Genomic DNA, 26,689 nt, shown 5'->3' on the forward strand with positions numbered 1-26,689 from the left:
ATAAAAAATTATAAAATTTAGAACAATCAAAAAATTTCATAATGTGAAATTTCTTATAAAAAAATGATTAAATTAATTTTTTACACTTACAAAAAAAATAAGACACCAATGGCGTCTTATTTAAAGTCCTTCCAAGAGATATTACTCTCGTTAAGTAACTCTTCGAATGATTTATTTTTCTCACGTAATCTCTTTTCTTCACGAATACGTGCTTCTTCTTCCTCTTTTAGCTTCGTTTCATTTTCTTGCAATTGTTTTTTTGTATTTTTTAATTTTTGAAGAATTTCTTCATTCATTAATGATCCTAATGATATTTTTTCTTTCTGTTCATACGCTGGTTTTACAGGCTGTTGTGGTTTTCTTTTTTTCATATTATATCACCTTCCATTTCCATTATTTTATAATAATTTATAGTAGAAAGAGAAGTATTTCATCTTTACATATATTATAAAACTACTATTTCTCTTTTTTCAAATGCTAAAACTCAGATTCTTTTGGTGCTTCATAAAAACAATAGGATGCCGCAGCATCCTATTGTTTATTTTTATATTTAAAAATCTGCATTTCCTGGTGTACGTGGGAATGGTATTACATCACGGATATTCTTCATTCCTGTTAAATACATAACAAGTCGTTCAAATCCAATTCCATAACCAGAATGTTTTGTACCGCCGTATTTTCTAAGCTCCAAATACCACCAGTAATCTTCTTCATTCATACCAAGTTCTTTGATTCGCTCTACAAGGATGTCTTCTCTTTCTTCACGTTGACTTCCTCCGATTAATTCGCCAATACCAGGAACTAATAAGTCTGTCGCAGCTACTGTCTTGCCATCTTCATTTGCTCTCATATAAAATGCTTTAATTTCTTTCGGATAGTCAGTTACGTATACAGGACGCTTGTAAATTTCCTCACTTAAGTAACGTTCATGTTCAGTTTGTAAATCTGTTCCCCATTCAACTGGGTAGTCAAACTTTTTACCAGAGTTCTGTAATAATTCAACAGCTTCAGTATAAGTAACTCTACCAAAGTCAGATTCTAACGCATTCTTTAATCTTTCAATAAGTGTTTTATCAATAAAACTATTAAAGAATTCCATTTCTTCAGGTGCCTGTTCAAATACATAATTAATTACAAACTTAACCATGTCTTCACCAAGATCCATAATATCTGGTAGTTCTGCAAAAGCAACTTCCGGCTCAATCATCCAGAATTCTGCCGCATGTCGTGCAGTATTTGAATTTTCTGCTCTAAAAGTCGGACCAAATGTATACACATTACGGAAAGCAAGGGCATAAGCTTCACCATTTAATTGGCCACTTACAGTTAAGTTAGTTTCTTTACCGAAGAAATCCGCGCCGTCATCCACTTTTCCGCCTTCAGCTTTTGGAACTTGGTTCAGATCCATTGTAGTCACACGGAACATTTCTCCTGCGCCTTCTGTATCGCTTCCAGTAATGATTGGTGTATGTACATATACATATCCTTTTTCTTGGAAGAACTTATGAATGGCATATGATGCAAGAGATCTTACTCTGAAAACCGCTGAGTAAGCATTCGTTCTTGGACGTAAATGAGCGATTGTTCTTAAATACTCAAGAGAATGTCTCTTTTTTTGTAATGGATAATCTGTATCTGATAATCCCTCAATCACAATTTTTGTTGCTTTAATTTCAAAAGGTTGTTTCATTTCCGGAGTTGGAATAAATTCACCTTCTATTAAAACAGTTGAGCTAATAGGTAACTTCGTAATTTCTTTGAAGTTTTCAAGATTGTCCTCAAATACTATTTGTACACTCTTAAAGAATGTACCGTCGTTTAACTCCATAAAACCAATTGTTTTAGAATCACGAAGAGTACGAATCCATCCTGAAATTTGAACGGTTTGGTCTTTAAAATTTTCTTGATTTCTGTATAAATCTTTTACTACAGTCTTTATCATAATTAGCCTCCTTATGTTAATGTCCAATAAAAAAAGCCTTCTATCCCTATAAAAGGGACGAAAGACTAACTTCCGCGGTACCACCCAAATTGTCATAATATGACCAACTTTAAAGCTAACACTGCTTATCCCAGTTAATAACGTGCTGGTAACGTCTAAGCCTACTTAAGTGATCCCTTTCGGTTAGAACTCAAAGGTGTTCTTCATTCATGCTTCATCACTAGGCTTCCACCGTCCCTAGCTCGCTATCGAATATAGCAAAAACTACTGTCCTTTTCATCGATTTAAAATATGTAGTTTTTAAAGGAATTTTTCTTGTATAATTTATCATAAATCATAATCTCTTGTCTAGTTGTCCCTAAAAATATATTCATTGGAATCTATACTTTTAAACAGCTTAACCTAATTAAATCGATCTGATACACAACATTTTCCATTTGAGCCTTTTGATTAACCAAGCCCTATCTTATTGCCTTTTTACTTACTCATGAACACCTCATGAGTAACCAAGCTCCATCTTCTTGCCTTTTTACTTACTCATGAACACCTCATGAGTAACCAAGCTCCATCTTCTTACCTTTTTACTTACTCATGAACACCTTATGTGTAACTAAACTCCTTCTTCTTACCCTTTACTTACTCATGAACACCTAATGGGTTAGCATATTTCATATTTTGTATTTTTTCCTACTCATGAATCCTTTTATATCTTATAAGGATTATTTATGAACATGAAGCGACAATGTTCAATTTATAAACTCGTCATTCTTAATTTAATTGTCAAAATCCCTTTATTAAATTTTCTTTTTCCTATGATACACTTTACTAAAAAGGAGGGTTTAATTTATGGCTAGAGCTGAAGAATTGTTAAGGGATAAATTTGTTTGTTCGAAATGTAAACATACACACGCAAAAACTAAAGAAGTATCAATGTCCGGTTCAGGTTTAAGTAAATTACTAGATATTGATTATAATCATTTTTTATTTGTTTCTTGTTTAAATTGCGGTTTTGTTGAGGTTTATAATCCTTCAATTTTAGAAGGTAAAACCCGTGGTGAGTTAACGACAATTCTTGATATTCTTTTCGGATAGAGAGTGATGGTTCTATTATGATGATCTGGCTTGTTGTAGCTGTTCTTTTTCTTATTTATTTTATTGGAGTTGGCTACTATTTTACGCAGCAAGTTTTGTTTATGAAAACAAATTCTCTTGAGTTTATTTATCAGCGCGAGTTGGAAAATTTCCGATTTGATGAAGGATTGTATCGTTCTGTTCAAAAACAACCCTTTTCTATCCAATCTCGTTATGGATACGAATTAAAGGGATACTTGTTTGAGTCCTTTGATACAAATAATTGGGTCATTATTACACATGGTGTAACGGTTAATAAGAATAACTCAATTAAATATGCTGAGCTATTTTTAAGGCTTGGCTTTAATGTACTTACTTATGATCATAGGCGACATGGGGAGTCAGGTGGTCATACAACTAGCTATGGATATTATGAGAAATATGACTTACAATCTGTTGTTCAATATTTAAAGGATTTAAAAGGTGAGATTGTTCTTGGCATTCATGGAGAGTCAATGGGAGCATGTACAATGTTACAATATGCTGGTTTTGTTGAGGATTCTGCAGCTTTCTATATTTCAGACTGCGCGTTCTCTACATTCGAAGAACAGCTTACATATCGTTTGAAAATGGATTATAAACTTCCTAAATGGGCAATCCTTCCCGTTTCTAGCATTTGGTTAAAGCTTCGGAATGGATTTTTCATTAAAGATATTTCTCCTTTACTGGCAACACATAATATTAAAAATCCTGTTTTATTTGTTCATAGTAAACCAGACCCTTATATTCCATTTACACATACACTTAAATTATTCGAAGCGAAAAATCAAAATAAGAGAGAACTATTCATTGCCGAAAATGGTGCCCACGCTATGAGTTTAAATGAAAACAAAGATGATTACTATTCAATTGTTTCATCTTTTTTAAATAATATTGGCGTTAACCATAATTCAATATAAAAACTGGACAGAGTTTTTCTCTGCCCAGTTTTGGATCTATTAAAGAGCTGCCTCTAAAATTTTCAATGCATCTTCTTGATCTAATTTTTTAAAGTTACCAAATGGACCATATTTAACCGTTTTAGCAGCCATTTCAGGTAGTTGTTCTTTTGTAATACCGTACTCACTTAAACGACTTGGTGCACCGATTGAGTCCCAGAATGTGCGTAAAGCTTTAATACCAGCTAATGCCCATTCTTCTTTTGACATTGATTCTTGCCTGATATCAAATACTCTAGCTGCAAATTGACAGAAACGATCAACATTTTCACTCATTACATATTCCATCCAATGAGGGAAAATAATTGCTAATCCTCCACCGTGTGGAATATCTGTTACTGCAGAAACTGCATGCTCTATATTATGTGTAGCCCAATCACCTTGGACACCCATACTTAAGATTCCATTTAATGCCATTGTTCCACTATATAGTAGTGTTTCACGCGCTTCATAATCATCCAATTTCTCTACTGCGATTGGAGCAGTTTCGATAACTGTTTTTAAGATTCCTTCACAGAAACGGTCTTGAATTTTTGTATTCGTTCCATGGTGGAAATATGACTCAATAACATGTGACATTATATCCACTGATCCATAAACTGTTTGATCACGAGGAACTGTAAATGTATTTTGAGGATCTAGGATTGAAAACGTTGGGTAACTAAATTTACTTCCCCAACCTAATTTTTCATTTGTTTCCCAATTTGTAATAACTGACCCAGCGTTCATTTCTGAACCAGTTGCTGCAAGCGTTAATACTGTTCCAAATTTTAATGCATCTGTTGGGAATGCTTTACGTGTAATAATATCCCAAATCTCACCATCAAATTTCGCACCAACTGCAATAGCTTTTGTACAGTCGATTACTGAACCACCACCAACAGCTAAAACAAAATCAATATTTTCGTCTTTACAAATTTGTATACCTTTATGAACTGTTGATAATTTCGGATTTGGTTCAACTCCGCTTAGTTCATAAACTGTTTTGTCAGCTTCTTTAAGAATACCTACTATTTGATCATATAGGCCATTTCGCTTAATACTTCCACCACCGTATACAACTAAAACATTCTTTCCAAAGCTAGCAGCCTTTTCTTTTAACTTTTGTACACTATCTTTACCAAATATTAATTCTGTTGGATTTGCGAATGTAAAAAAATTCATATGTATCCCTCCTATTGTTCAAACTTAATTTTAACTTAAACAATCGAAAGGATGCATCTTAAACGACTTTTGTTTCGAATATTTTTTCATTTATTGGGAACACTAAATAATCGTATGAATGATTCATAATAAATCTAACTTTCTCATATTTAAATCCCACTTTTTCATATAATCGGCGAGCAGATGGTTTGTCTTGATCAACATTTAATGAAACACGAGTAATCCCTTTGTTTTTGGCAAAAGAAAGTAATCCTTCTAATAATTCAGTTCCAATTCCTTTGCCTTGATAATCTGAATGCACTGATAATGTATCAATATAAAAATCTTCATCATCTGCTTCCTTATCTACTTTTACATTTTGGATATTTAAATTACGACTTATTATTTCAAGCATTTCACGATCAAGTACTGATAATTCCAAGGAATGGTAGGCTATAATCACTCCTACAACTTTCCCTTCAATTTCTTTCACTAAACAATTATGGTAACTTAGTCGATTTTGTTCAGATCGAACATAATATTCTAAAATTGGGGTTGCTTGTTCGTATGATGTTGTCCCTGTTAACATAAATACAATATCTTCAATCGCTTGTACAATTAGAGGGACAATTTGTTTGGCATCTTCTTTTTTTGCTATTCGAATCATGAATTGTCACTCCTTAACATAAATTTTTACTTAGTTATCTTTAACATGAATTTAGTATAAAAAAAATAACCTTTTCATTTTATACTAAATTCATGTTAATTTCATATTAAAAGTTAATACTTTATTAAAATACCCCATTTATTTTAACATAAATGTAATATATAATAACTTTAAGATGTGTAGGAGGAAATTTAATATGTCTGATGTTCAAATTAAGGTTTTAGATAATGGTCCTTTACGTGTAACTGGAACAGTTGATTTAGTTGATGCTGAAGGGAATACATATCCGCAAAAAGCAGCTTTCTCATTATGTCGATGCGGCATGTCAAGTAAATTACCATATTGTGACGGTACTCATAAAGGAAAATTCGAATCTGTCGTTCGAGCTCCTAAAGAATCAGAATAATTTCATTTTTCTGGCGCCGATTATTGAGCAATCCTAAATAATCGGCTTTCTTATGCCCTCATACCTTTATTATATTTGAATCATTCATAATACTGATCTAATCACATTTTATATTTAGGGAATGTACTATTTAGGGGGAAAACAATATGAAAAAGGTATTAGCTTCAGTCGTTTTATCTGCAGCATTAGTAGTACCAGGTGTAACTGCATATGCAGCGCCAAATGCAAATGAATTAAAATCTTATTTAGTTAGTATCAACCTAACTCAAAAACAATTAGAGGATTATTTAAATTCTTACTACGGTGAGTCGATCTCTGATTTCGATTCAGTTGATGAGTTAAAAGATACTTTAGGTGAAAGACTTACACAAAAAACTTTAGACGCTCTTCTAGATGAGTACGGTTACACTGAAGATGAAATTAAAGATCTAGCAGTCTACTATGATGATATGGACAAAAATGCATCATTACTAGATACGTATTATTTTACTTCTGATATCGAAAACTTAATTTATTTAGATGAAGATGAGTCAGGTAGTGTAGAAGATCAATTCCCTTCTATGGAAGATATTTCTTCTGCTCTTTCAGAGTTTGGAATTACTCAATCAGAAATTAATAATCTATCTGCATACCTAGAAAAAGTTGTAAATGATGATCCTGCTGTTGAAGCAAAATTAGAAGCATTAGGAGAACGTGCATCTGCTTTAGAAGAAAATTATCCTGAAATTTTCTCAATGGATTCTGAGGCTGCTCCAAAAGAATTACCAGCTGAATTAAAAGTAGAATTAATGAATATCGTAAAAGAGCTTCAATCTACTTTAAAAATTGATATTAAAGTTGCGATTGAACAAAATGGCGTTAAAACTCCTTTAACTTTTGCTAAATTACTTACTATGGATGATTCTATGGATTCTATGGAAAATATAAAAGTATATTTAGAGATTTATGATAATGCTGGTAATCTATTATTAGACGCTGTATTTTCACCAGATGAACTTTTAGGTGATGATCAGATCGTGGATATCGTTAAAGATACTGAAAAAGCAATTAAAAACCCAAAACCAGCAACTAAGAACCCAAAACCTAATGTTACTGTAAGAACAGAAAATGGCGGTAAACTTCCTACTACTGCAACTCATACAACTGAATGGACAATGGTTGGTATGTTAATGATGTTAGCTGCTGTTGTTTTACGTAAAAAGGTAATTGTTAAACGATAAGCTATGAATCGTAAACGAAAAGTTCTACTTATATTTTCAGCACTCCTTTTTATTGTCGGATTATTTTTTGCTACAACAAATGCTTATTCTTTAATTAAAACCTACGTACTGTATAAACAGTCTAAGGATGATTTCAAAAAAGAAATCAAAACAGAAACAGCAACTAAATTGAAGCAAATTAAAAGAGATGAACCGCTTTACAAGACTTATCCTAAATTTGGCGATGAAATGGGTACATTAACGATTCCTCGACTTCAAGCAACTCTACCAATCTTCCACGGGACAGATGAGGATGAGCTTGCAAAAGGAATAGGTCATTACGCTAAATCTGTGATGCCAGGTGAAAGAGATAATAGTGTTCTTGCTGGACATCGAGATACTGTATTTCGTGGGCTCGGTAAAGTAAAAGTGGGCGATCCGTTAATTGTTAAAACTTCGGCTGGCACATTTACTTACAAGGTTCATAAAATTCGTATCGTTGATAAAGATGATCGCACTGTTATTATTCCAAAACCAAGACCAACTTTAACGGTAAGTACTTGTTATCCGTTTAATTTTATTGGACATGCACCGCAGCGCTATATACTTGTAGCTGGTTTAGTCAAATCAGAAGTAAATAAATAAACAAAAAAATGCTTACTATTTAGGTAGTGAGCATTTTTTATTAGTAGTTTCATATTTTTCATTAATTTTCTAGTACAGCCCAAAATTTTTCGTTATTTAAATTGCGAACACTCCATTGGTAGTGTCCATCACTGCAAGTTTCTGAAAAGAAATTTGCCGAATAAATACTATAAAATAAAACGTATAAATGGATTGTACTTCTAACCTCTTCTCCTAATCGATCAACTACTTTATTTAAATATTTTGCTAGCTTTATTTCACCCAATTCATCATATAAATCAAATAAAATCCAGCTTAATGCAACATCAAATAACGGGTCTCCATATAATGTCATTAATCCGAAATCAATTACACCATTAATTTGTCCATCTGAATTTACTAATAGATTTGATGGATAATAATCACCATGTACTAATGCATATTCCCCTTCATATCCAACTGAAAATGCATCTATTAAACGTTTTAATTTCACTTCGTAATCTGATACATCTCTTTTCAAATAATAATCTACTTCTGTATTCTTTCTTAGTAGCGATTGCTTTAAAAAACCGTTCCAGTCCTTTGAAGAAACTTCTTCATAATCACTTAATAATTTAATGCCTTTAAATTGCTTTTCTAATTCAATCCTTTGAATACTTAATATTGTAGATAGATAGTTTTCAAAGAAAGAATCTAATACTTGCTCATCATAATTTGATAAATCCTTTTGTATATTTCTGCCTTCAATTCGTTTTTCAATTGTTAAAACAACGCCCTTCTCTTTTATAATCTCGTGAATTCTAGGTAATTCAAAATTTGCATCACTAGAATTCATTGATTCATAAAATTGCTTTAATATTTCTAGCTTTGAATGGGCTGTTGGTTTATATAATTTTAAGACTCTCTTTTGATCATAAGAGTAGACTTCTGCTTCTTGTCCCTTTCCTAAAAAATTCAATTCGCTTATATTGTACTTTTTCAAAATGTAATCCCTAACATTTTGTGTGATCATCTTTTGTTCCCCATTTTCCCTTATTTATCTTTTTTTCAATTCTATTTCCATCTATTCCTACTTCTTCCAAAATAGCCTACTATTTCTTATACGGCAATACAAATTATTTAATGATTTTTCTCCGTATTAGCTTCCTACTCTTCTTTTGATACCCATGAACCTTGTGCTTTTCGTATGTAGAGGATTTGCCCGATATGATAAGCATTATGAGTACATAAATTAGATAATGCTCCCCACCAGACTGCATCTACTGGAAAGTTTGGAATTTGTTCATAAAGCTTTGATTCATCTGCTTCTTTTATGGCTTGCTGCCAATTCGCTAAATTCTCGTCTAACCGTTCAACAAGCTCCTGCCAATATTCCCTTGTTAAATTTTCCATCTCTCGAAAAGTTGAAGCATTACTATCGATTACTTCAGTTGGTATTTCTCCTTTAAATCTACTCAACCATCGTTCATTATAGAAATACAGATGGTATACGATTTCAGCGATCGTATGAGTAAAATCATTTTGTCTCCAACTTATATCCTCTAAACTTAAATTCTCCAATGCTACATTTAAAGGTTGAATCCAACTTTCAACATTACGACAGACTTCCAATTGATCTAATATAAACTCTTTTTTACTCATAGATCATTCTCCTTTGTTAATTTTATACTTTACGATATGTACTTTCGTGGTTATTACTAGATTCACCTTTATTACTTTATGATTTTAACTTATTAAAAAATGCACTACTTTTTTAAAAAGCAGTGCATTCTTGTAACGGGATAGGAGAATCTTTTGAAGCATAACGATAAAATCTTATACTAATGAACTCTGAATAGATTAATTGTTGCTCCAGCACCTTGTAACAACTTAACATCTCCAACAAAGTCAAATAATTGAAGTGAAATTGTATCTCCAGCTTCTAATGGTAAGATCATTTGACTACCGTAAATGGATCTATTCACTTCATTTACGATTGCTGATGCATTAATAGGTCTACCGTTTATTAATATTCTTGTAGATACGGCTAATAGTGCATTTAAATTCACAGTGTAAGTAATAAAATAATTACCTGGTGCCTCAACTGTTAGTCGATCATTTGCTCGATCAATTGTAATTCCTTCACCTAAATACTGAAATGATGGAAAAGTTACAACTGTTCCTTCTTGTATTACTGAAATTGTTCCACCACTATTTGTAACAAATGCAAAGCTTTCGCCAGGAGGTATTGGTGGACAATGATGTCTTGGGTGTCTTGAATGTCTCATATTATCACCTTTCATTATTATTAGACATAAATCCTCTTAGGAGTAACATATTAAAGACTTGTCTATATATTTTATTAATATGAAAGTTTTTTCTTTTCGTTACAGCATGTCCACTAGTTTTTTTATTTTTTTCAATTTTAATAGAATAAAAAAACTTAGTCATCATCGGACTAAGTTCTGTTAAATCATATAGTATTGCGAGTTTTATGACCTCTCTAGTACATTTACAATCCGATTTAATAGTTCATTTTGCTTCTTTAATTCCTCGTTTCGGATTTTAAATAATTTATAGAAGTAGGAGATTACTACTATAAGACCTATAGGAATTGCAATGTAAAAAAGCATAATAATGATTGGAAATATACCTAAGGCTACATCCATTTTAACAATCCACATCCTTTATAGTTTATATTTAGATTATGTTAACCTATACAATCTTTATGTCTTTAAAATAGGGAAAAGGAATAAGAAGTGTCTACAAAGTATAGAAAGAATGCAAAAAAAGAGAGTCTCAAAAGTACTTTGACTTTTAAACTCTCTCTTGCCGGTCTACAAATTGAATTTAATTAACTTTGTTTCAATTTTTGTTTTTGATCTAAAAAATGATAGATTGCATGGGCTACGCCTGCTTCTTCATTTGTTTTTGTAACAAATGTACAGTAGCTTTTTAGTTCTTCTTTCGCATTTCCCATAGCTACTGGAAAACCTACTCGATTAAACATAGAGACATCATTAAAACTATCGCCAATTGCCATGCTCTCATTTAAATCTACTCCAAGGATTGGTGCAAGCTTTAATAATGCCGCTCCTTTACTTACATTTGCTGCATTAATTTCAACGTTATTTGAGCCTGACGAAGTAATTAATAGTCCCTCTTCTTGCATTAGTTTTAGACGAATGCGACTAATAACCTCTTCATTCTTGGAAAGAAATAATATTTTATATACATCAAGATCCTTAAAATCTTCAATAGAAGAGTAAGTTCGAACCTTTCTTAAAGTAGCTGTCACTTTGTGTGTCTTGCCAGTTTGCTTATCAGTAAAAAATTCATCATATAGTGTATCTCGACACTTTGTAAATGATCCTTCACTAGTACTAATAATAAATGTTTTATTTTCTGCTTCACATATGCTTAAGGCTTTCGCAAAAATTTCTTTATCCATTGAATCGTTGTGCAAAATTTTTGCCTCATAGTCATATATTTGGGAGCCATTTAAACAGACAATCGGACAAGTTAGACCAGCTTCATCTAATACTTCCTTTGCACTTTCATACATTCTACCTGTAGAAATGACAACATGGATTCCTTCCTTTTGTGCTGCCCGGATGCTTTCAACATTTTCCATAGGTATTCCATTCTTACCATTTACCAGTGTACCATCCATATCAATTGCAATTAATGCCATGTCGTTCTCTCCTTTTCTACTATTCTCTTATAATCTGAATGCTAACTATTCACCAATTCTACTAAATTATTCTTATTACAATTTATCTATTTCTATTTTATGTTTTCATTCTCTATTATTATAACGCAAAAAAAGACCTTCTGCATTTGAAGTGCACCCCAAATGTTAGACACATCTAACATTTGGAGGTGCATTTTTTATGACAAAATTTACTACTGAACATAAATTAGCGGTAGTTAAACGATATTTAGAAGGCAAAGAAAGTTTTCACTCCATTGGTATGTTATTTGGAACGTCCCATACTGAAGTAATAAACTGGGTAGCTCAATATAAGCAAAATGGGATTGATGGCTTGCTGAAAAAGTCATATACAAGTTATTCGGTACAGTTTAAACTAGACGTATTAAAGTATATGAATGACCATGGGACGTCACCGAATGAAGCAGCTGCAATTTTCAATATTCCTTCCCCTAGAACGATTCGAAAATGGAGGACTCTATTTGAATCACAAGGACTAGACGCCCTAGAATCAAAGAAAAAGGGGCGATCTGCCATGAAAAAAGAAACAAAGAAAACAACTCCACTTAAGGGATCAGTTGAAGAACTTCAAGCTGAAATAGAACGTTTACGCATGGAAAATGCGTATCTAAAAAAGTTGAATGCCTTAGTTCAAAACAAGGAAAAATCACGAAACATGACAAAGTAAAAGTTGTCTGTGAATTAAGGCATGAGTTTTCGTTAAAAGAACTTCTACTGCTTGCCAGTATTCCGCGTAGTACGTACTATTATTGGATGAAAAATCTAGACCGTCCTGATCCAGATACAGAGATAAAAGTAATGATAAAAGAAATTTACGAGGAACATGAAGGTCGTTATGGCTATCGTAAAATTCGAGACGAGCTTACTAATCGTGGTTATAAAATAAATCATAAAAAAGTTCAACGACTCATGAAAGTACTAGGGATAAAATCACTTGTAAAGGTAAAGAAATATCGCTCTTACAAAGGTGAAGTGGGTAAGGTTGCCCCTAATATTTTAGATAGAAATTTCCAAGCAGATAAACCAAATGAGAAATGGGTTACAGATATTACTGAATTTAAATTATTTGGAGAGAAGCTATATTTTTCACCTATGTTGGACTTATATAACGGTGAAATAATTGCTTATACAATTGGTTCACGTCCAACTTATTCACTTGTATCAACTATGTTAGAACAGTCTTTTGAACGTTTAACAGATTCCGATATACTACTAATTCATTCAGACCAAGGCTGGCACTATCAAATGAAAAAATATCGTACTACCCTAATTAAACGTGGCATCACGCAGAGTATGTCACGAAAAGGAAACTGTTACGATAACGCAGTAATAGAAAGTTTCTTTAGTATCATGAAATCTGAACTACTTTATCTAAAAGAATTTAACAGTGTTGAACACTTTAAGCAAGAACTAGCTAAATATATAGATTACTACAATAACAAACGAATTAAGGCAAAATTAAAAGGCATGAGCCCAGTAAAATACCGAGTTCATGCCCAACAAGCTGCCTAATTGAAGTAACCAGTCTAACTTTATGGGGTCACTACAATTTCAGAAGGTCTTTGGACTGCCTACAAAACTCATTTTCTAACCATAATAAAGCCTATAACTCTATCTCAATAATCTCCTTACCAACCAAGCGTGCGCCTTGTTTTGCTACGACAATTCCACTTGTAGAAGTGAATACGTTGTTTGCTACAATTTTATCCATTACTTGATTGATTAATGTTGGATTAACTGGAATGGTTGGATTGTCTACTGTTAGCGTAACGACCTTTTCGTTTTCATTTAAAAATTTAAGTTCTAATGTTTGAATCATGTCGCTCTCCTCCTTTTTTATAGACTGTTTAAAAGTAGTCCATTGCTTAATACTTCTAGTTCTACTAACGGTAGATCTTGCAATGATGCTAAAGCATTACCAATTTCACTTAGCTTCACTAAATCAACATCAACTCGGACATTTTTATATGCCTTCCTCTTGATCATGATTTTTCCTTGTGCGTCTTTTCCTGCATGTAAATTTACATACAATGTTAGTTGTTGAGTAGCAATTTGCGCCATTTTCAACTCCCCCTTTCGATGTATATGTACTTAAAAAAGAGGGAGTTTTCGTTAACGGTTCATTATTTTTTTTTGATTTTCAAGATCCAATTTTCACGTCCACAATATCACTTAATAACAGCTCCATATATCCAGCTTGTTCTTCATAAATGGATAGCCTATTTTGGTGTAAATTAATTTTCCCTATTTTTCCTTTTACATTATGGTGATAGTGATCTTTATAATAAGTAATTTGTACACTTTCATCTTCATGAATTGCCTGTTGAAGATGACGGTTCATTTCCTCTAATAGTTGTTCATCTACATCTTTTTGTTGTTCATAATTTTGTGATACTTTCCAATCACGAAGCATTTTTACATGTTCTGGTAACATCATTGACGTCCATTTAATCGTGCCACGGTCACGAATCATCGGCATTCTTCTCCTTTTTTTCTCATTTTATCTTAGGTAGAACTAGTGGCTTTCACCTGCAGGGAGAAAAGGACGAAAGGAAATCTTTTACCCTTTATGTCCACCTACCAGCTTGCTTCGGGCAAGTGCTGTTCCTCCTTCTGCATAAGAAACAGCCCAGAGGAGCGAAGATGATCCGTATTTTTTTCGGACTGCGTCCATCACATATCCTAAATTACGCTTTTGAGGTTTTTTCTGGTCAAACAAATTTAACTGCATGATTTCGTCACTTACAATATTCGAAAGAGAAATGAGAATTTGCCGAACTGTCTTCCCTTCATAATATCGATCAAATAATTTTGTACAGATTTCATACAAATCTGAAGTAATATTTGTAGGTTCATCCATTGTAAAAGCATGGGAAAATCCTCCACCGAATTCTTCACGACTATATCCAATTCCTAATGTAATCGTACGTCCTGCCTTCTTAGCATTACGAGTTCGGCGTGCAACCTCTTCACACATTTCACGAATAACAAACTTAATTTCTTCGACTTTCGTATAATCTCTCATTAATATTTGGCTTTTACCAAAACTAATCTGTCCATTCATTATTGGCGCACCTAGCTCAGACAGATCTACTCCCCACGCATGATGATATAGTTGATTTCCCATCACCCCGAATTTTTTCTCCAGCAAATGAAGAGGATATTTCGCTAACTGTCCTACTGTAAAAATACCCATTGCATTTAAAGTTCGTTCGGTTCTTTTACCGATTCCCCACATTTCACTAAGAGGACTCACCTGCCATAGTTTTTTTTCTACATCTTCATAAGTCCACTCCGCTATCCCATCTTTTTTTCCTTCTAAATCTAAGCACAGCTTCGACAAAAGCATGTTCGGTCCAATCCCAATCGAACAAGGTAATTGAAATCGTGCCATAATTTCAGTGCGAATTTTTTCGGCAATCTCCCAAGCATCACCCCATAATCTCTTCACTCCATCCACCTTTAAAAAACATTCATCAACACTGTATACATGTAAATCCTCTAAGGGTACAAATTCATTTAATAACTTTACTATGTTTGTTGAGATTTCTAGATATTTTGACATTGAAGGATTTACAATTTTAATTCGCGGATCTTTCGGTATTTCAAAAACCCTTGATCCCGTTTTAATCCCAAATTCCTTTTTTAATCGTGGGGAAGCTGCAAGGACTATACTTCCTTCTCTCTCTACATCTCCAACAACTGCTAAATAACATTCTAATGGATCTAATTCGAGCATGACCGCAGAACAACTTGCATAAAAGCTCTTCATATCGATGCATAATATCCGATGATGTGGTAACTCTTCATAACAAATGCTCATACATATCACTCCGATTTTCCAAAAAATATAAGAACTAATGTTCTTATTTTTATTATAAACATATATTAAACGAATATACGTTCGATTTCAATAAATTTTTTTCATTAGGAACAATACAAAATTTTAGCTATACTAAAGTTAGCTTAAGGGAGGAAACTAAAAGTGGATGGACAGTTTGTAAAGCAGATGATTAAACGAGCGTTAATGCAATATAGAGGAGAACACGAACAGTGGATTACAGCTGATATGCTAGATAAACTGTACGATCAAATCGTTACCGAACAATTAAATGATGATCGTGAATTATATGAATTAGTACAAGATATTGTTTACGAATACGTAACGAATTATGCCTAAGCAATCGAAAAAACCCGAGAAAGAACGTCCAGTTCTCTCTCGGGTTTTTATGAATAGATAAATGATATTTCACTCGTAATTCCAACTTCTTCATCAAAACCAATAATGATTTCCATTGCATAGGATGAAAAACGATGAATCTCTTCTAAGTAAAAACCAATTGCGTCTGATATTTGTTGCTCACCATACAATACGTTCAGATGATTGGCCGAAACTTGACAACTTACCCCAACATCTTCATCAAATTGAAACTCAATTTGCACACTTTCTGGGCGTATTCCTTCTAAATCAGCCACATATACACAAATTGCATTGGCAACATCTTGTTCATCAAAATAGATTTTCACAAGTCACCTCGAAGGGAAAAAATTAATATCGGTTTCTACGAAAGATTTTCTTAATAAACCAAATAATCACTACTATCACTAAAAAATCTAATAGTAATCCAAAAAATGAAAAACCAAAGTGCTGACCACCATAGTAGCCACCAAACGGGTTTAGCATCGAGCCAAAAAGAGAACCTAACCCAAATGCACCTGCATACCCTAAAAAATTCCTTCCAGGACTTCTATAAGATCGATAACTCGACCTAGGTGCTGTTGGTCGATAACTTCTATTAGAACGATACGATCTCCTAATGGCAAGATGCGTTGATGGTTGTTTGCTAGAAACAAAGGAATTAGTATTCACCTTAATACGTTGATGGTTATATGTATTACTACTTGCATCAACCGGGATTGACAAAGCAAGCATAAAAAACAAAATCCACATTGATATTAGAGAATTTATTTTTTTCAATATTGACCCTTCTTTCATCATCACATCTTTCTTAGTATGGATTATTTTAATAAAAAAATGTGATAATTTAAGAGGCCTATAACCACTTAATACTTTGTTTTGTAAACAACTGATCCGCTAATAGGTGCGAAAAATAACCGACTGTACCAGCTAACCATAATCCATTTATCATTAAGTCTTTTTGCAGCAAATAACAAATTCCACACCAAAAAGCTAAAAAGTAAAGGGAATGAGTTGGTCCACGATGCTTTAATCTCGAAGAAACAGCAACAAATACTCCAAGCGCAAAGATTGACCAATAACCATGAAAGAAAAACCAACCAATAACTGCAATTAATATGCCTGTTAACATTAATATTGTTTTTATATTCCGTAACCAGCTAACACAAACAATAAATAATGTGAGAATACCTACTGCATAAATCCATGAACCAGAATAAATTAATTTCCCTGTTTTCACAACAATAAATAATGTAGCTGCTAAAAATAATAAGCTGAAAAGAACTTTTAGCGGCATTGAAACTTTTTTTGTTAATGAACTATTATGATGATCTAAATCAGGAGCTAAACTACTGATTGCACCAACTATAAGTGGGACGGTCATAGAATCATTTTTTGTTGCATACATTGTGACACCAGTTGCAAATAATCCTACAATTACATGACTTTTTCCATCCAAAATATTTACCTTCCTTATCTTACATACTCATACTTTTATTATAGTCGGATAAGGTTAGTTTTCATATGAATATATTAGCAAATGATGGTAATTTAAGAATAATTAATGTCTTTATATTCATTGACGATTGTTCTTTTTTCTGACAAAATATAGGAAGCTTAGGTGTTATAGAAAACTAGTCGGTTTGTAAGCCTTTTGGGCGAAGACTAAAGACGTAGTTGCACTTACACTTTATTCCTAGAATTGGCTACTACATCAAGTAATCGACGTCGCTAGCCAGTTTACTTTTTAAAGTGTAATAAAATACTTTCACAGTTTGCTTTGGGGGAAATTATGCAAGAAAAAGAAATGAGTGTCATTGACCATTTAGATGAACTTCGAAATCGAATAATAAAAGTTATTGTTGCATTCGTTATTTTTTTAGGGATTGGATTATATTATACGAAAGCTATATTCAATTTCCTTGTTCAAGATTTGCATGGAAAGCTTCTAGCGCTTGGTCCAAGTGATGTCCTTTGGATTTATCTAATGATTGGTGGGGTGTTCGCGATCGCGTGTAGTATCCCTGTCATAGCTTACCAAATATGGGCGTTTGTAAAGCCGGCCTTGCATGTAAAAGAACGAAAAAGCACAATGCTTTACATACCAGCTTTATTCTTATTGTTCGTTTGTGGATTAGCATTTGGCTATTATTTCATCTTTCCAAACGTTTTAAAATTTTTACAGGATATTGGAGAAGACTTAGTAACAGTTACATTCACAGCTGAACGCTATTTTAGCTTCTTATTTAACTTAGTTGTTCCTTTTGCGTTTTTCTTTGATTTACCAGTCATTATACTATTTTTAACAAGTATCGGAATCGTATCACCGGCATTTTTAAGAAAAACTCGACGATTTGCATATTTTATCCTTATTATTATCGGAACAGCAATTTCACCGCCTGATTTTGTATCTGATATGATGACAAGCTTACCATTGTTAGTTATATACGAATTAAGTATTCTTGTTTCATCACTTGCATATAGAAGACGTATTAAACGACTACAACATGAATCAGAATAAAAAACAAAAATGGACAGCAATTAGCATGCTTGTCCATTTTTTCTTGACTATTCCTCATAATAAAATATGTGATGTATACAAAGTAACAACCAAACCTGAAAAACTATAAATTAACGATGCTTTAATAGCAATTTTTCTTTGAAAATCTTTATGTAAATCATTAAATTCTAATCCAGCAGCACGCAACCATTGATACCGCTGCAATGGAGTATAACTTACTTTTTTAGCTGTTTTCCAATAAAGGAAGACCGTCGTAACGAATCCTACCATAATAGCAATATTACTAGCCGATGAATCCGAGAGAACACTAACAAGGAACGTCAAAATTACTTGTACAATTAAAATAGCAAAAACGTAAATGAACTTTTTCATGTTAATCCTCCTTATTTAAGCTTATTTAAATTATAACAAAGATGTATTTTTCAGAATAGTAAAAATTTTGTAGAAATCGTGGGTAATTAGAACTAAATAGACAACAAAAGGATAAGAAATTGAGTATGTTTATAAGAGAAAAATGTAAAAGAGACTAAAAAATTCTATTCCCTTCTTCCTATTTGAGTTTGTACGTTCGACTTTAAACTTGCACCAAACGAACGTTAGTTCTATAATAAAAATAGAAAAAAGATTCCCACATATATGAGAATCTTTTAGTTTAATTAATTGTTAGTTTGAGCTGATCTCATCTTTTGATTTCGGCACGATGATGATTGTTTCTCCTTTTTTAGAGAACATGTATTGATCACGCGCATAGTTTGCTATGAAATCCGGATCATTTAATAGTCTAATCTGTCTGTTTAAATCTTTTTCAGTTTTAGCCACTTTTTTTTGTTCGACATGTAATGTTGAAAGTTCATGTTGCTTTGCCGAAGCGATCTTGTTTTGACTAAACATATATATTCCAGACACGACAATGAAAGACAAAAATAATATTGTCAAAATGATTCGATGGATTCTTATTGTTTTTCTTTTTTGAGTTTGCGGAAATTGATTACGAGAAGGCTTGTTTAATTCTTCTCTTTGTGGATTATATAACTTTCGTGCTTCTGCCTTCACGTTAAAAACCTCCCTTTAAAAATATTATTCTACTCTAGTTTAACAAGTAATATCTTTTTAGAAAAGAAAAAAAAGGTAAAACAAGTAAAAATTTGACTATTTTACACAAAAACTCGTCTTTTTTGTCGAGTTCTCGTCATGTATCTTATCAATAAAAGATACCATTAATTACCTCATTTTCTTATTTTTTGAATATTTTAATTTTTTTTAACAAAAGTGGTTGACGAATATTTTCCCATCATGTATATTAAGTATAAATTAACTGAATATTTAAACAGTTAAATTTTAGTAATCATGTTATACACATCCCCCCAATCCCTATCACCCAATTAGATAGGGATCTTTTTATGTTCAAAATCACAAGCCAACAAATTACCAATTTAGGGAAAGTTGGATTATAATACTTTTTAAAGGAGGTACGAGAAAATGCAAAAATTAGAAATTGGTGCTGCCCAAGATGCACTTCAAAATTATATAAATCAAACAGTCTATTTACATTTAGAAACTACAAATGGTGCATATGCTAATCACTTTAATGAAAAAGTAATGACAGTAAATGCCTTTATCAGAAATACGAAAGTAATCATTAGCCGTGCTACGATCACAGGCAAATACCCATACCGTGTCGGACTAAAGCTTGAGGAAGGCTGGGTTGTTGCAGAAGGATTAACTGATTTTGAAGTTGATGACCAAGGTCGCCTCCTACTAGCAGGTCATAATGAGGATGGAAAGCTTGCAATCGCAATACATTTAAGCTATACGCCATTTTAAGAGAGGAGCACTAAAAATGAGTCAAAAACAAGAAAAAGTATTACTTGTGTTCCCTCACCCTGATGATGAAGCTTTTGGGGCTGCTGGAACGATTTCTAAGTTTACAAATAAAGGGATTCCGGTTACATACGCTTGTTTAACTTTAGGAGAAATGGGACGAAATATGGGAAATCCATTTTTCGCAACAAGAGAATCACTTCCTACAATACGTAAAAACGAATTAATCGACGCTTGTAGAGAAATGGGAATCCAAGATTTAAGAATGCTCGGATTCCATGATAAAACAATTGAATTCGAAAACCCTGAGGATGTAATTAATCCAATAAAGGAAATTATCGACGAGATTCAGCCAACATTATTAATTACTTTTTATCCAGAACATGGTGTCCACCCCGACCATGATGCAACTGCAAGAGCTGCTGTTGAAGCAGTTCGACGAATGGATGAAGAAGATCGTCCAACAGTATGGTGTATTGCAATTACAAAAGAACGTTTTGAAGTATTAGGGAAACCAGATATCGTGAATGATGTAATGGATGTAGCAACCCAGAAACTAAGAACAATGAAAGCACACCGTTCTCAAACAGAAGCGATGCTAAAAGACGTTGTAAAAATCGAAAAATTTGAGGATATACCCGATGATCGATTAAAATCATTTTTTGCGAAGGAATCGTTCTATACTTATCAGTTTGAATAAGAACTTGCCAAAACCAATATAAGAAGGTAAAAACCTTATTTATGTAGAAAGAACAAGAGATTAAACTATTCTGGAGGTTAGTGAAATGTTGAAAATGAGGTATTTAATTTTATATGTTTCAAGTCTAGAAAAATCTCTTACTTTCTATACTGAGTCTTTAGGCCTTCCTATTCGTGGAAATCATGGTACGTATGTAGAATTAGATACAGGCAATACCGTACTTGCTATGATTGAACGTAGCAATGTTCAAGAGCTTACTGGATTAAATTATAAATATACTGAGGCAACCTCTCAAACCTTTGAAATCGGATTTGTAACTGATGATGTGAATTCTACAATAGAAGATTTACGAACAAAAGGTGTAAATATCATCAAAGAACCAATTACAAAGCCATGGGGTCAAACAGTAGCATATGTAGCAGATCCAGACGGACATTTTATTGAAATTTGCAGTTCAATGGACTAATAAAATAGCTAAAAAAATCCATCTCTAAAAAGAGATGGATTTTTTTATACTTACACAAAATTTCTAGTAGAACTATTACGACTAAACTTATAAATAGCAATTAAGAAAAATGCTGCCGCAAAAACTAGAAGGATTAAAATATTTAAATATAAGCTTCCTAAACTACTTCCTTGTTGCAATTTTGCCAAAGTCTCTAACGTCCATCTTTGAGGGAGAAAATCTGCAATTCTTTGTACTGATGATGGCATAATCTCAATTGGCCAGAAACAACCGGAGATCATGACAGTTGGAACAACGATTAAGTTCTGCAATGCTCCAGATGATTTTGAACTATTTGAGAACGCCACAATCATTAATGAGATTCCTACTGAGATCAAAGCAAAAAGCATCATAACAATTGCCGCTTCCCAAAACGGAATATGAATATCAATATGAAACACTTTAGTCATAAAGAGAAGCGTAATAATTACTTGAATAGTCATTACAATCATATTGACTACAACATTTGAGAAAATATATTTTCTAGCATTAATAGGTGCTGACAAAAGTCTGTAGTAAATTCGATTTTCTTTTTCCTTTAAAATAATTTCAGAAAGATTCCCTGCAGACATTAACATAATCATAATCAAAAAGCCTAAACTATATGTCGTCATATTTTCAGACTGAGATGAATCTGATAATGTTTTTGTTGCTACCTTGAAGCTTGCATTTTGGTAGTTGGAATACATTTGATTAAATTTAGTTTGGTCTGTTTTTGCCACTTTACTAATTGCCGAAACATTATCGATATAATTGTATAAATAAGATTTTACAAAGCTCGTAATTTGAGCACCTTTTATAGAAGATATTTGAATATGATCTGGATTACCAGAACGTACACTATCTGTAAAACCATCATGGAACGAAATAACACAATCAAGTGATCCTGAAGCAAGCTTATCATTGGCATCAGAAGTGTTTATTATTTCAATACGAACGTTATCTAAGTGTTCTAAAAACATAATCGTATCATTTGCAATATATTGATGATCCTCATTGACAACTCCAACGTGAACAATCGTTTTATTTGAACCACCATAAGCTAGAAAGGAAATAAAAATACCAATTAGAGGTACTAAAATATACATAATAACATTTTTCTTATTTTTAAAAGTAGCTCTTAAAGTATTCGAAATTAGCCAAAAAACTGTCTGCATCTTACAGTCCCTCCCTTCTTTGTAGAGAAATAGATGCAAGAAATAGGAATAACAATGAAAAACCTATATTAAAGACAAGCGCAGGAATCGCAGCTGACAAGTCGTTTGCATAAATAATTTTTGTAATTGCAGTATTAACCCATGTAAGTGGGGAAAAATGTGTAATGATTTTTAAAAACCCGCTAGTATCGCCCAATTTAAAGTAAGCTCCACCAAAGAATGAAGATAACTGCACAACAATCATGATGATTGCTCTAGATGATGCATTTGATTTCGTGATATAGCTTACAACCAATCCTAAACTAATTGATAGAAGAACTTCCGTTAGTAAAACAATAAAGACTAATAATAGATGGCTACCCCAGTTAGCTTTAAAAAAGAATTTACTGAAATAGACAACTACAATAATGCACAGAAAATTAGCAACCAAACTTCCAAGTATTTTTCCTATAAAAATCTCAAATTTAGAAATAGGAGAAACGATTAATCGATCAGCTGTTTTTCTCATTCTTTCTCCAGTAATCAACTTACTTGCAGACATTGCTGCATAAAGAGCAATCATAGTCGTCATTGCAATCGCGTAATAATCCATTGAACCTGGCTGTTTATTTGATGCAATGGAAGTATCCTTAATATAATCGTCATGTGAATTACCTAAAAAGACTTCTTTAACTTGAGTTGGGTCAATTTTTGCAACTTCAACTCCAACATTATATTTATCTACAAAAGAAGTTAACATTCCTTGAATAACGCTACCTTCAACACTGTTTCCTTCATTTATATAAAGCTTAATTCCGTTATCTTGAATAGAAATATAGCCATCATAATGATTTCGTTTAACTTCTTTCTCACCATTTGTATTACTCGCAGCTTTTTTAAAATGAATCCCAGACTTTTTCGTACCTTTAATTAATTCGTTAAAATACTTCGAAAACTCACCAGTTGTCGATTGATCTTTATATAAAACATGCACATCCTTAATCGGGACGGATGTTGTAAAAGCATTTGAAAGTGAAGTACCTAAAACAAGCATTAAAATGATTGGAAAAGCTAACATAAAAAATAAGGTCCTTACATCTCGAAAGTCGCGCTTAATTTCCATGAAAGCAATATTAAAAATGTTCAAGTCAATTGCCTCCTTGTTAAATAATTTTTCATGAAGTTAATCACGCAAATTTCGACCGGTTAATGTAAGGAAAACAGTTTCTAAGTTAGGAGCATTTTCCTGTAATGAACTGATTTCAATTTCATTATTTATAAAATGCTGAATGATTTTATTTAGATTATTCACACCATTATCTGAAGTAATCGTAATAACATTATCTAAAATATGAACATTCTCTACGCCATTAATCGCTTTTAGCTCAGTAACATCAATGTTTTCAGTCGTTTTAACTTCAATTCGTATATCCTTTGTATTCGTAATAATCGATTTAAGCTGTTCTTTCGTTCCTTCAGCGATGATTTTCCCATGGTCAATAATTGAAATACGTGAGCATATTTCTTCAACTTCTTCCATGTAATGGCTCGTATAAATGATTGTACAGCCCATTTCGTTAAGCTTACGTACACTATTAAGAATATAATTTCGGGAATGTGGATCAATCCCAACAGTTGGTTCATCCATAATAATAAGCTTAGGTCGGTGTGCAATTGCACACGCAATATTTAATCTTCTCTTCATTCCACCAGAGAAATTTTTTGGATATTCCTTAAATTTATCTTCTAACCCTACAAATTGTAGCGCTTCTTCTACTCTTTCATTTAATTCCGAACCTCTTAAACCATAAAGTCCAGCGAAAAATCTAACATTTTCATAGGCAGTTAAATCTTCATAAATAGCTAAGTCCTGAGGTACCATTCCAATATTCATTTTTGCGAACTTACTATTCTTCTTACTGTTTTTACCTAGGATTTCTACAGTACCTTGATTACTTCGAAGTAGCCCTGAAATAATATTAATTGTCGTACTTTTTCCTGCTCCATTTGCTCCAAGAAATCCAAAAATTTCTCCTTCTTCAATTGATAAAGACATATTATCGACTGCTATAAAATCCCCAAACTTTTTAGTTAAATTTTTTATCTCTAAAACTTTCATCCTCTCACCTCTTAAGCTTTGTGTATGATGCTATTATAAGCAAAAGGGTGAACTAATATCAGTGTATTAGTTCACCCTTTTTACATGAGAATATTCATGTTTTTATTTAGGCAAAATCATCATGGACTTAATAGAAATTCATATCACATGATGAAATTATTGGATTGGAAGCAAAGTTGTAACTGAAAAACCATCATGACCATCAACTATTATTTTCCCGTTTATAGCCGCTGTTCTCTCTTCCATCCCAATGATGCCTAAACCCTTTTTAATTTTCACTTTCCCTTTACCATTGTCTTTTACATTTGTTTTTATCATTTTATTCATGACATGTATTTCAATCGAAACCTCTGTAGCATCTGCATATTTCATCGTATTTGTTAAAGCCTCAACTACATTTTCTTGAATTACTTTCCATTGAATTGGTGTAATAAGGTCGAGATTTCCTTTATAGACAAACAATGTTTTTAAATCATGCTTAGCAGAAAATTCATCTATGAATAATTTCATATGATGAATTCCCATTTGTTCAGTTGGAGGCTTCATATTTTTTAAAGTGAGTCTTATGTTTTCAATTCCATCCTTTGAAATATTAATCGCATTTTGAAGCAATTCTAATGCTTTATCCTGATTAGTACTCATTAAATGTTTAGCTGCTTCCATTTGATATAGCGCACCAGTCATTGAATGCCCAATTTTATCATGTATTTCTTGAGAAATACGATTTCGTTCCTCCAATTTAAAGGTATATTCCGATTGCTCGATAAACTCATTATGGTTATTTATCTTATTTGAAAGCTTTTGAATTGTACTCCTCATCTTGTCAATTTGATTTTCTTTAAACTGTAATCTGGTGTTATATAAATTAACAATCGAAAAGACGATAAAACTAAATAATGAAATTAATCCATAAATAGGCTGTAAAGAATTTGGTAAGTAGAAAATTGGAAGTAGTGCAAGAAAACAACCAATCCATTTTTTCGAAGTAAAAAAAGAAACGAGCTCTAAGATAGACACTGGCAGTAGTAAAAGAAATAATGGCTGAATCTTTAAATTGGAATAGACAATTAAACAAATTGATAAAATTAGTAAAAGATTTATCAACGATCTATTTTTTATTAAATAAAGACTAATATTCAAACAAAAATAAACAAGTAATGCAAAAAGTACCCAAGAGAAATTAGGAATTTCATTTTGAATACAAATTAAAGCTATATATAAGATAATAGAGAGTTTATTTAAAATAATCCAACGCTCCATATGTAACTCCTTCGCGTTAGTCTACTTTCCCAGTAATATAGAAAATAGCAATTTGTGTTCGATGTTCTAGTCCTGTTTTTCCAAGAATTGAAGTAATATAATTAGCAACTGTTCCTTCAGAAATAAAAATTTGCTTAGAAATTTCCTTATTCGAAAACCCTTTTGCAATTAGTGCCATTACATCTAACTCTCTTTGGGTAAACAAATTCGTATCTATTTTCGTATCTGTTGTACTCACATTACTTGCTAAATTCGTTCTAATTTTATCTAGTACTAAATCTTGCATGACTGTATTTCCATGATAAACACTTTTAATCGCTTCTCGAATTCGTTCTGGTTCATTATTTTTTAATAAATAGCCCTTTGCGCCATTTTTCACAGCATCGATAATGTACTCATCATCATCAAAAGTCGTTAAAATAAGTGGCTTCGTTTTAGTTTGCTCGGAAATATGCTTAGTAGCTTCTACACCATTCATATTTGGCATTCGAACATCTAAAAGCGCAACATCTACTTCATTATTTTGACAATATTTGAACGCTTCATTCCCATCATTTACGGTTTCTAATACTTCAAACTCATCATAAGAGCTCAATATGATTTTAAGACCTTCTCTAATAAATGAATTATCATCAGCAATAATTAATTTTATTTTCATTTGAATAGA

The 26,689-nt window shown here is 32.5% G+C and carries 33 protein-coding genes and 1 other annotated feature; of the genes, 11 read left to right on the forward strand and 22 right to left on the reverse strand.

Annotated elements, in window-relative coordinates:
* Positions 1-116: 116 nt before the first annotated feature.
* Positions 117-371: a YqkE family protein gene (locus tag ACFWM3_RS12425; protein ID WP_056475570.1), complete on the reverse strand. Its 255-nt coding sequence runs from the start codon at positions 369-371 to the stop codon at positions 117-119.
* Between the two features lie 179 nt (positions 372-550).
* Complete coding sequence (asnS, locus tag ACFWM3_RS12430; RefSeq protein WP_056475567.1) at positions 551-1,942, reverse strand: asparagine--tRNA ligase; 1,392 nt, start codon at positions 1,940-1,942, stop codon at positions 551-553.
* A 50-nt stretch (positions 1,943-1,992) separates the two neighbouring features.
* Positions 1,993-2,231 (reverse strand) — a binding site (T-box leader).
* 557 nt (positions 2,232-2,788) lie between these two features.
* Here asnS and ACFWM3_RS12435 point away from each other — a divergent pair.
* Positions 2,789-3,034 carry a zinc ribbon domain-containing protein gene (locus ACFWM3_RS12435; protein ID WP_056475564.1) on the forward strand — a complete coding sequence of 82 codons (246 nt, stop codon included), beginning with the start codon at positions 2,789-2,791 and terminating at the stop codon, positions 3,032-3,034.
* 17 nt (positions 3,035-3,051) lie between these two features.
* Positions 3,052-3,972 carry an alpha/beta hydrolase gene (locus tag ACFWM3_RS12440; protein ID WP_390311522.1) on the forward strand — a complete coding sequence of 307 codons (921 nt, stop codon included), beginning with the start codon at positions 3,052-3,054 and terminating at the stop codon, positions 3,970-3,972.
* A gap of 39 nt (positions 3,973-4,011) precedes the next feature.
* Here ACFWM3_RS12440 and ACFWM3_RS12445 read toward each other — a convergent pair whose 3' ends face one another.
* Both ACFWM3_RS12445 and ACFWM3_RS12450 read right to left on the reverse strand, forming a co-directional pair.
* Entirely contained in the window at positions 4,012-5,175 is a 1,164-nt protein-coding gene (locus ACFWM3_RS12445) for an iron-containing alcohol dehydrogenase (RefSeq protein WP_390311523.1), read from the reverse strand.
* 58 nt (positions 5,176-5,233) lie between these two features.
* Entirely contained in the window at positions 5,234-5,821 is a 588-nt protein-coding gene (locus tag ACFWM3_RS12450; RefSeq protein ID WP_390311524.1) for a GNAT family N-acetyltransferase, read from the reverse strand.
* Positions 5,822-6,017: 196 nt separating this feature from the next.
* Here ACFWM3_RS12450 and ACFWM3_RS12455 point away from each other — a divergent pair, with 196 nt between their 5' ends.
* The 3 genes from ACFWM3_RS12455 to ACFWM3_RS12465 all read left to right on the forward strand — a co-directional run bounded on the left by ACFWM3_RS12455 (position 6,018) and on the right by ACFWM3_RS12465 (position 8,071).
* On the forward strand, positions 6,018-6,227 hold the full coding sequence (locus ACFWM3_RS12455) for a CDGSH iron-sulfur domain-containing protein (protein WP_056475552.1): 210 nt from the start codon (positions 6,018-6,020) through the stop codon (positions 6,225-6,227).
* A gap of 146 nt (positions 6,228-6,373) precedes the next feature.
* Complete coding sequence (locus ACFWM3_RS12460) at positions 6,374-7,447, forward strand: processed acidic surface protein (RefSeq protein ID WP_390311525.1); 1,074 nt, start codon at positions 6,374-6,376, stop codon at positions 7,445-7,447.
* Positions 7,448-7,450: 3 nt separating this feature from the next.
* Entirely contained in the window at positions 7,451-8,071 is a 621-nt protein-coding gene (locus tag ACFWM3_RS12465) for a class D sortase (protein ID WP_056475543.1), read from the forward strand.
* 61 nt (positions 8,072-8,132) lie between these two features.
* On the opposite strand, the gene ACFWM3_RS12470 is transcribed toward ACFWM3_RS12465, so the two are convergent.
* From ACFWM3_RS12470 to ACFWM3_RS12485, 4 genes are all read right to left on the reverse strand, one after another.
* Entirely contained in the window at positions 8,133-9,062 is a 930-nt protein-coding gene (locus ACFWM3_RS12470) for a phosphotransferase family protein (protein ID WP_390311526.1), read from the reverse strand.
* 134 nt (positions 9,063-9,196) lie between these two features.
* Positions 9,197-9,691: a DinB family protein gene (locus ACFWM3_RS12475; protein WP_390311527.1), complete on the reverse strand. Its 495-nt coding sequence runs from the start codon at positions 9,689-9,691 to the stop codon at positions 9,197-9,199.
* 179 nt (positions 9,692-9,870) lie between these two features.
* The gene (locus tag ACFWM3_RS12480; protein WP_056475534.1) at positions 9,871-10,317 is read right to left on the reverse strand and encodes a BclA C-terminal domain-containing protein; all 447 of its coding nucleotides are present in this window, start codon (positions 10,315-10,317) and stop codon (positions 9,871-9,873) included.
* A 566-nt stretch (positions 10,318-10,883) separates the two neighbouring features.
* Positions 10,884-11,723 carry a Cof-type HAD-IIB family hydrolase gene (locus ACFWM3_RS12485; RefSeq protein WP_056475533.1) on the reverse strand — a complete coding sequence of 280 codons (840 nt, stop codon included), beginning with the start codon at positions 11,721-11,723 and terminating at the stop codon, positions 10,884-10,886.
* A 199-nt stretch (positions 11,724-11,922) separates the two neighbouring features.
* Between ACFWM3_RS12485 and ACFWM3_RS12490 the strand changes: the two genes are divergently transcribed.
* Positions 11,923-13,274, forward strand: a protein-coding gene (locus ACFWM3_RS12490) for an IS3 family transposase (RefSeq protein ID WP_390311528.1) whose coding sequence is annotated in 2 segments (ribosomal slippage) — positions 11,923-12,370 and positions 12,370-13,274 — 1,353 coding nt in all. Because the reading frame shifts where the segments join, the coding sequence is not laid out codon by codon here.
* Positions 13,275-13,365: 91 nt separating this feature from the next.
* On the opposite strand, the gene ACFWM3_RS12495 is transcribed toward ACFWM3_RS12490, so the two are convergent.
* From ACFWM3_RS12495 to ACFWM3_RS12510, 4 genes are all read right to left on the reverse strand, one after another.
* Positions 13,366-13,581, reverse strand: a complete 216-nt coding sequence (locus tag ACFWM3_RS12495; RefSeq protein WP_056475532.1) for a DUF2922 domain-containing protein — start codon at positions 13,579-13,581, stop codon at positions 13,366-13,368.
* A 17-nt stretch (positions 13,582-13,598) separates the two neighbouring features.
* Positions 13,599-13,823, reverse strand: coding sequence for a DUF1659 domain-containing protein (locus ACFWM3_RS12500; RefSeq protein WP_056475529.1), 225 nt, complete (start codon positions 13,821-13,823; stop codon positions 13,599-13,601).
* Between the two features lie 79 nt (positions 13,824-13,902).
* Positions 13,903-14,235 (reverse strand): YolD-like family protein, encoded by a 333-nt coding sequence (locus tag ACFWM3_RS12505; RefSeq protein WP_056475525.1) that lies wholly within the window; start codon positions 14,233-14,235, stop codon positions 13,903-13,905.
* Positions 14,236-14,322: 87 nt separating this feature from the next.
* Positions 14,323-15,585, reverse strand: coding sequence for a Y-family DNA polymerase (locus tag ACFWM3_RS12510; protein WP_056475522.1), 1,263 nt, complete (start codon positions 15,583-15,585; stop codon positions 14,323-14,325).
* A gap of 162 nt (positions 15,586-15,747) precedes the next feature.
* Between ACFWM3_RS12510 and ACFWM3_RS12515 the strand changes: the two genes are divergently transcribed.
* Entirely contained in the window at positions 15,748-15,942 is a 195-nt protein-coding gene (locus ACFWM3_RS12515; protein WP_056475519.1) for a YqzH family protein, read from the forward strand.
* Positions 15,943-15,989: 47 nt separating this feature from the next.
* On the opposite strand, the gene ACFWM3_RS12520 is transcribed toward ACFWM3_RS12515, so the two are convergent.
* The 3 genes from ACFWM3_RS12520 to ACFWM3_RS12530 all read right to left on the reverse strand — a co-directional run bounded on the left by ACFWM3_RS12520 (position 15,990) and on the right by ACFWM3_RS12530 (position 17,419).
* On the reverse strand, positions 15,990-16,289 hold the full coding sequence (locus ACFWM3_RS12520) for a DUF2653 family protein (protein WP_056475516.1): 300 nt from the start codon (positions 16,287-16,289) through the stop codon (positions 15,990-15,992).
* A gap of 22 nt (positions 16,290-16,311) precedes the next feature.
* Positions 16,312-16,740 carry a hypothetical protein gene (locus tag ACFWM3_RS12525; RefSeq protein WP_335409736.1) on the reverse strand — a complete coding sequence of 143 codons (429 nt, stop codon included), beginning with the start codon at positions 16,738-16,740 and terminating at the stop codon, positions 16,312-16,314.
* Between the two features lie 76 nt (positions 16,741-16,816).
* Positions 16,817-17,419, reverse strand: coding sequence for a metal-dependent hydrolase (locus ACFWM3_RS12530; protein ID WP_056475511.1), 603 nt, complete (start codon positions 17,417-17,419; stop codon positions 16,817-16,819).
* A gap of 333 nt (positions 17,420-17,752) precedes the next feature.
* Here ACFWM3_RS12530 and tatC point away from each other — a divergent pair, with 333 nt between their 5' ends.
* Positions 17,753-18,481 (forward strand): twin-arginine translocase subunit TatC, encoded by a 729-nt coding sequence (gene tatC, locus ACFWM3_RS12535; RefSeq protein WP_056475508.1) that lies wholly within the window; start codon positions 17,753-17,755, stop codon positions 18,479-18,481.
* A 54-nt stretch (positions 18,482-18,535) separates the two neighbouring features.
* Here tatC and ACFWM3_RS12540 read toward each other — a convergent pair whose 3' ends face one another.
* Together ACFWM3_RS12540 and ACFWM3_RS12545 are read right to left on the reverse strand one after the other, a co-directional pair.
* Complete coding sequence (locus tag ACFWM3_RS12540; protein ID WP_056475504.1) at positions 18,536-18,853, reverse strand: hypothetical protein; 318 nt, start codon at positions 18,851-18,853, stop codon at positions 18,536-18,538.
* Positions 18,854-19,144: 291 nt separating this feature from the next.
* Positions 19,145-19,534, reverse strand: coding sequence for an FtsB family cell division protein (locus ACFWM3_RS12545; RefSeq protein WP_056475502.1), 390 nt, complete (start codon positions 19,532-19,534; stop codon positions 19,145-19,147).
* A gap of 426 nt (positions 19,535-19,960) precedes the next feature.
* Between ACFWM3_RS12545 and ACFWM3_RS12550 the strand changes: the two genes are divergently transcribed.
* The 3 genes from ACFWM3_RS12550 to ACFWM3_RS12560 all read left to right on the forward strand — a co-directional run bounded on the left by ACFWM3_RS12550 (position 19,961) and on the right by ACFWM3_RS12560 (position 21,468).
* Positions 19,961-20,305, forward strand: coding sequence for a YojF family protein (locus tag ACFWM3_RS12550; protein WP_056475499.1), 345 nt, complete (start codon positions 19,961-19,963; stop codon positions 20,303-20,305).
* Between the two features lie 16 nt (positions 20,306-20,321).
* Positions 20,322-21,002, forward strand: a complete 681-nt coding sequence (gene bshB2, locus ACFWM3_RS12555; RefSeq protein ID WP_056475496.1) for a bacillithiol biosynthesis deacetylase BshB2 — start codon at positions 20,322-20,324, stop codon at positions 21,000-21,002.
* 85 nt (positions 21,003-21,087) lie between these two features.
* Positions 21,088-21,468: a VOC family protein gene (locus tag ACFWM3_RS12560; RefSeq protein WP_056475494.1), complete on the forward strand. Its 381-nt coding sequence runs from the start codon at positions 21,088-21,090 to the stop codon at positions 21,466-21,468.
* 50 nt (positions 21,469-21,518) lie between these two features.
* Here ACFWM3_RS12560 and ACFWM3_RS12565 read toward each other — a convergent pair whose 3' ends face one another.
* The 5 genes from ACFWM3_RS12565 to ACFWM3_RS12585 form a co-directional block, all read right to left on the reverse strand.
* Complete coding sequence (locus ACFWM3_RS12565; protein WP_056475491.1) at positions 21,519-22,664, reverse strand: ABC transporter permease; 1,146 nt, start codon at positions 22,662-22,664, stop codon at positions 21,519-21,521.
* A 1-nt stretch (position 22,665) separates the two neighbouring features.
* Positions 22,666-23,790 (reverse strand): ABC transporter permease, encoded by a 1,125-nt coding sequence (locus ACFWM3_RS12570; protein WP_056475488.1) that lies wholly within the window; start codon positions 23,788-23,790, stop codon positions 22,666-22,668.
* A 36-nt stretch (positions 23,791-23,826) separates the two neighbouring features.
* Entirely contained in the window at positions 23,827-24,762 is a 936-nt protein-coding gene (locus tag ACFWM3_RS12575; protein WP_129688594.1) for an ABC transporter ATP-binding protein, read from the reverse strand.
* 156 nt (positions 24,763-24,918) lie between these two features.
* Entirely contained in the window at positions 24,919-26,022 is a 1,104-nt protein-coding gene (locus ACFWM3_RS12580; RefSeq protein ID WP_390311529.1) for a sensor histidine kinase, read from the reverse strand.
* A gap of 16 nt (positions 26,023-26,038) precedes the next feature.
* Positions 26,039-26,680: a response regulator transcription factor gene (locus tag ACFWM3_RS12585; protein WP_390311530.1), complete on the reverse strand. Its 642-nt coding sequence runs from the start codon at positions 26,678-26,680 to the stop codon at positions 26,039-26,041.
* Between the last annotated feature and the right edge of the window lie 9 nt (positions 26,681-26,689).

Origin of the sequence: Gottfriedia sp. NPDC058432 (assembly GCF_042721555.1) — a bacterium.
GTDB lineage: Bacteria > Bacillota > Bacilli > Bacillales > Bacillaceae_G > Gottfriedia.

What these genes read in the sequence shown, in the direction of transcription:
- ACFWM3_RS12425 (WP_056475570.1), bottom strand. Translation starts at nt 371, where the DNA reads ATGAAAAAAAGAAAACCACAACAGCCTGTAAAACCAGCGTATGAACAG.
- asnS (WP_056475567.1), bottom strand. Translation starts at nt 1,942, where the DNA reads ATGATAAAGACTGTAGTAAAAGATTTATACAGAAATCAAGAAAATTTT.
- ACFWM3_RS12435 (WP_056475564.1), top strand. Translation starts at nt 2,789, where the DNA reads ATGGCTAGAGCTGAAGAATTGTTAAGGGATAAATTTGTTTGTTCGAAA.
- ACFWM3_RS12440 (WP_390311522.1), top strand. Translation starts at nt 3,052, where the DNA reads ATGATGATCTGGCTTGTTGTAGCTGTTCTTTTTCTTATTTATTTTATT.
- ACFWM3_RS12445 (WP_390311523.1), bottom strand. Translation starts at nt 5,175, where the DNA reads ATGAATTTTTTTACATTCGCAAATCCAACAGAATTAATATTTGGTAAA.
- ACFWM3_RS12450 (WP_390311524.1), bottom strand. Translation starts at nt 5,821, where the DNA reads ATGATTCGAATAGCAAAAAAAGAAGATGCCAAACAAATTGTCCCTCTA.
- ACFWM3_RS12455 (WP_056475552.1), top strand. Translation starts at nt 6,018, where the DNA reads ATGTCTGATGTTCAAATTAAGGTTTTAGATAATGGTCCTTTACGTGTA.
- ACFWM3_RS12460 (WP_390311525.1), top strand. Translation starts at nt 6,374, where the DNA reads ATGAAAAAGGTATTAGCTTCAGTCGTTTTATCTGCAGCATTAGTAGTA.
- ACFWM3_RS12465 (WP_056475543.1), top strand. Translation starts at nt 7,451, where the DNA reads ATGAATCGTAAACGAAAAGTTCTACTTATATTTTCAGCACTCCTTTTT.
- ACFWM3_RS12470 (WP_390311526.1), bottom strand. Translation starts at nt 9,062, where the DNA reads ATGATCACACAAAATGTTAGGGATTACATTTTGAAAAAGTACAATATA.
- ACFWM3_RS12475 (WP_390311527.1), bottom strand. Translation starts at nt 9,691, where the DNA reads ATGAGTAAAAAAGAGTTTATATTAGATCAATTGGAAGTCTGTCGTAAT.
- ACFWM3_RS12480 (WP_056475534.1), bottom strand. Translation starts at nt 10,317, where the DNA reads ATGAGACATTCAAGACACCCAAGACATCATTGTCCACCAATACCTCCT.
- ACFWM3_RS12485 (WP_056475533.1), bottom strand. Translation starts at nt 11,723, where the DNA reads ATGGCATTAATTGCAATTGATATGGATGGTACACTGGTAAATGGTAAG.
- ACFWM3_RS12495 (WP_056475532.1), bottom strand. Translation starts at nt 13,581, where the DNA reads ATGATTCAAACATTAGAACTTAAATTTTTAAATGAAAACGAAAAGGTC.
- ACFWM3_RS12500 (WP_056475529.1), bottom strand. Translation starts at nt 13,823, where the DNA reads ATGGCGCAAATTGCTACTCAACAACTAACATTGTATGTAAATTTACAT.
- ACFWM3_RS12505 (WP_056475525.1), bottom strand. Translation starts at nt 14,235, where the DNA reads ATGATTCGTGACCGTGGCACGATTAAATGGACGTCAATGATGTTACCA.
- ACFWM3_RS12510 (WP_056475522.1), bottom strand. Translation starts at nt 15,585, where the DNA reads ATGAGCATTTGTTATGAAGAGTTACCACATCATCGGATATTATGCATC.
- tatC (WP_056475508.1), top strand. Translation starts at nt 17,753, where the DNA reads ATGCAAGAAAAAGAAATGAGTGTCATTGACCATTTAGATGAACTTCGA.
- ACFWM3_RS12540 (WP_056475504.1), bottom strand. Translation starts at nt 18,853, where the DNA reads ATGAAAAAGTTCATTTACGTTTTTGCTATTTTAATTGTACAAGTAATT.
- ACFWM3_RS12550 (WP_056475499.1), top strand. Translation starts at nt 19,961, where the DNA reads ATGCAAAAATTAGAAATTGGTGCTGCCCAAGATGCACTTCAAAATTAT.
- bshB2 (WP_056475496.1), top strand. Translation starts at nt 20,322, where the DNA reads ATGAGTCAAAAACAAGAAAAAGTATTACTTGTGTTCCCTCACCCTGAT.
- ACFWM3_RS12560 (WP_056475494.1), top strand. Translation starts at nt 21,088, where the DNA reads ATGTTGAAAATGAGGTATTTAATTTTATATGTTTCAAGTCTAGAAAAA.
- ACFWM3_RS12565 (WP_056475491.1), bottom strand. Translation starts at nt 22,664, where the DNA reads ATGCAGACAGTTTTTTGGCTAATTTCGAATACTTTAAGAGCTACTTTT.
- ACFWM3_RS12575 (WP_129688594.1), bottom strand. Translation starts at nt 24,762, where the DNA reads ATGAAAGTTTTAGAGATAAAAAATTTAACTAAAAAGTTTGGGGATTTT.
- ACFWM3_RS12580 (WP_390311529.1), bottom strand. Translation starts at nt 26,022, where the DNA reads ATGGAGCGTTGGATTATTTTAAATAAACTCTCTATTATCTTATATATA.
- ACFWM3_RS12585 (WP_390311530.1), bottom strand. Translation starts at nt 26,680, where the DNA reads ATGAAAATAAAATTAATTATTGCTGATGATAATTCATTTATTAGAGAA.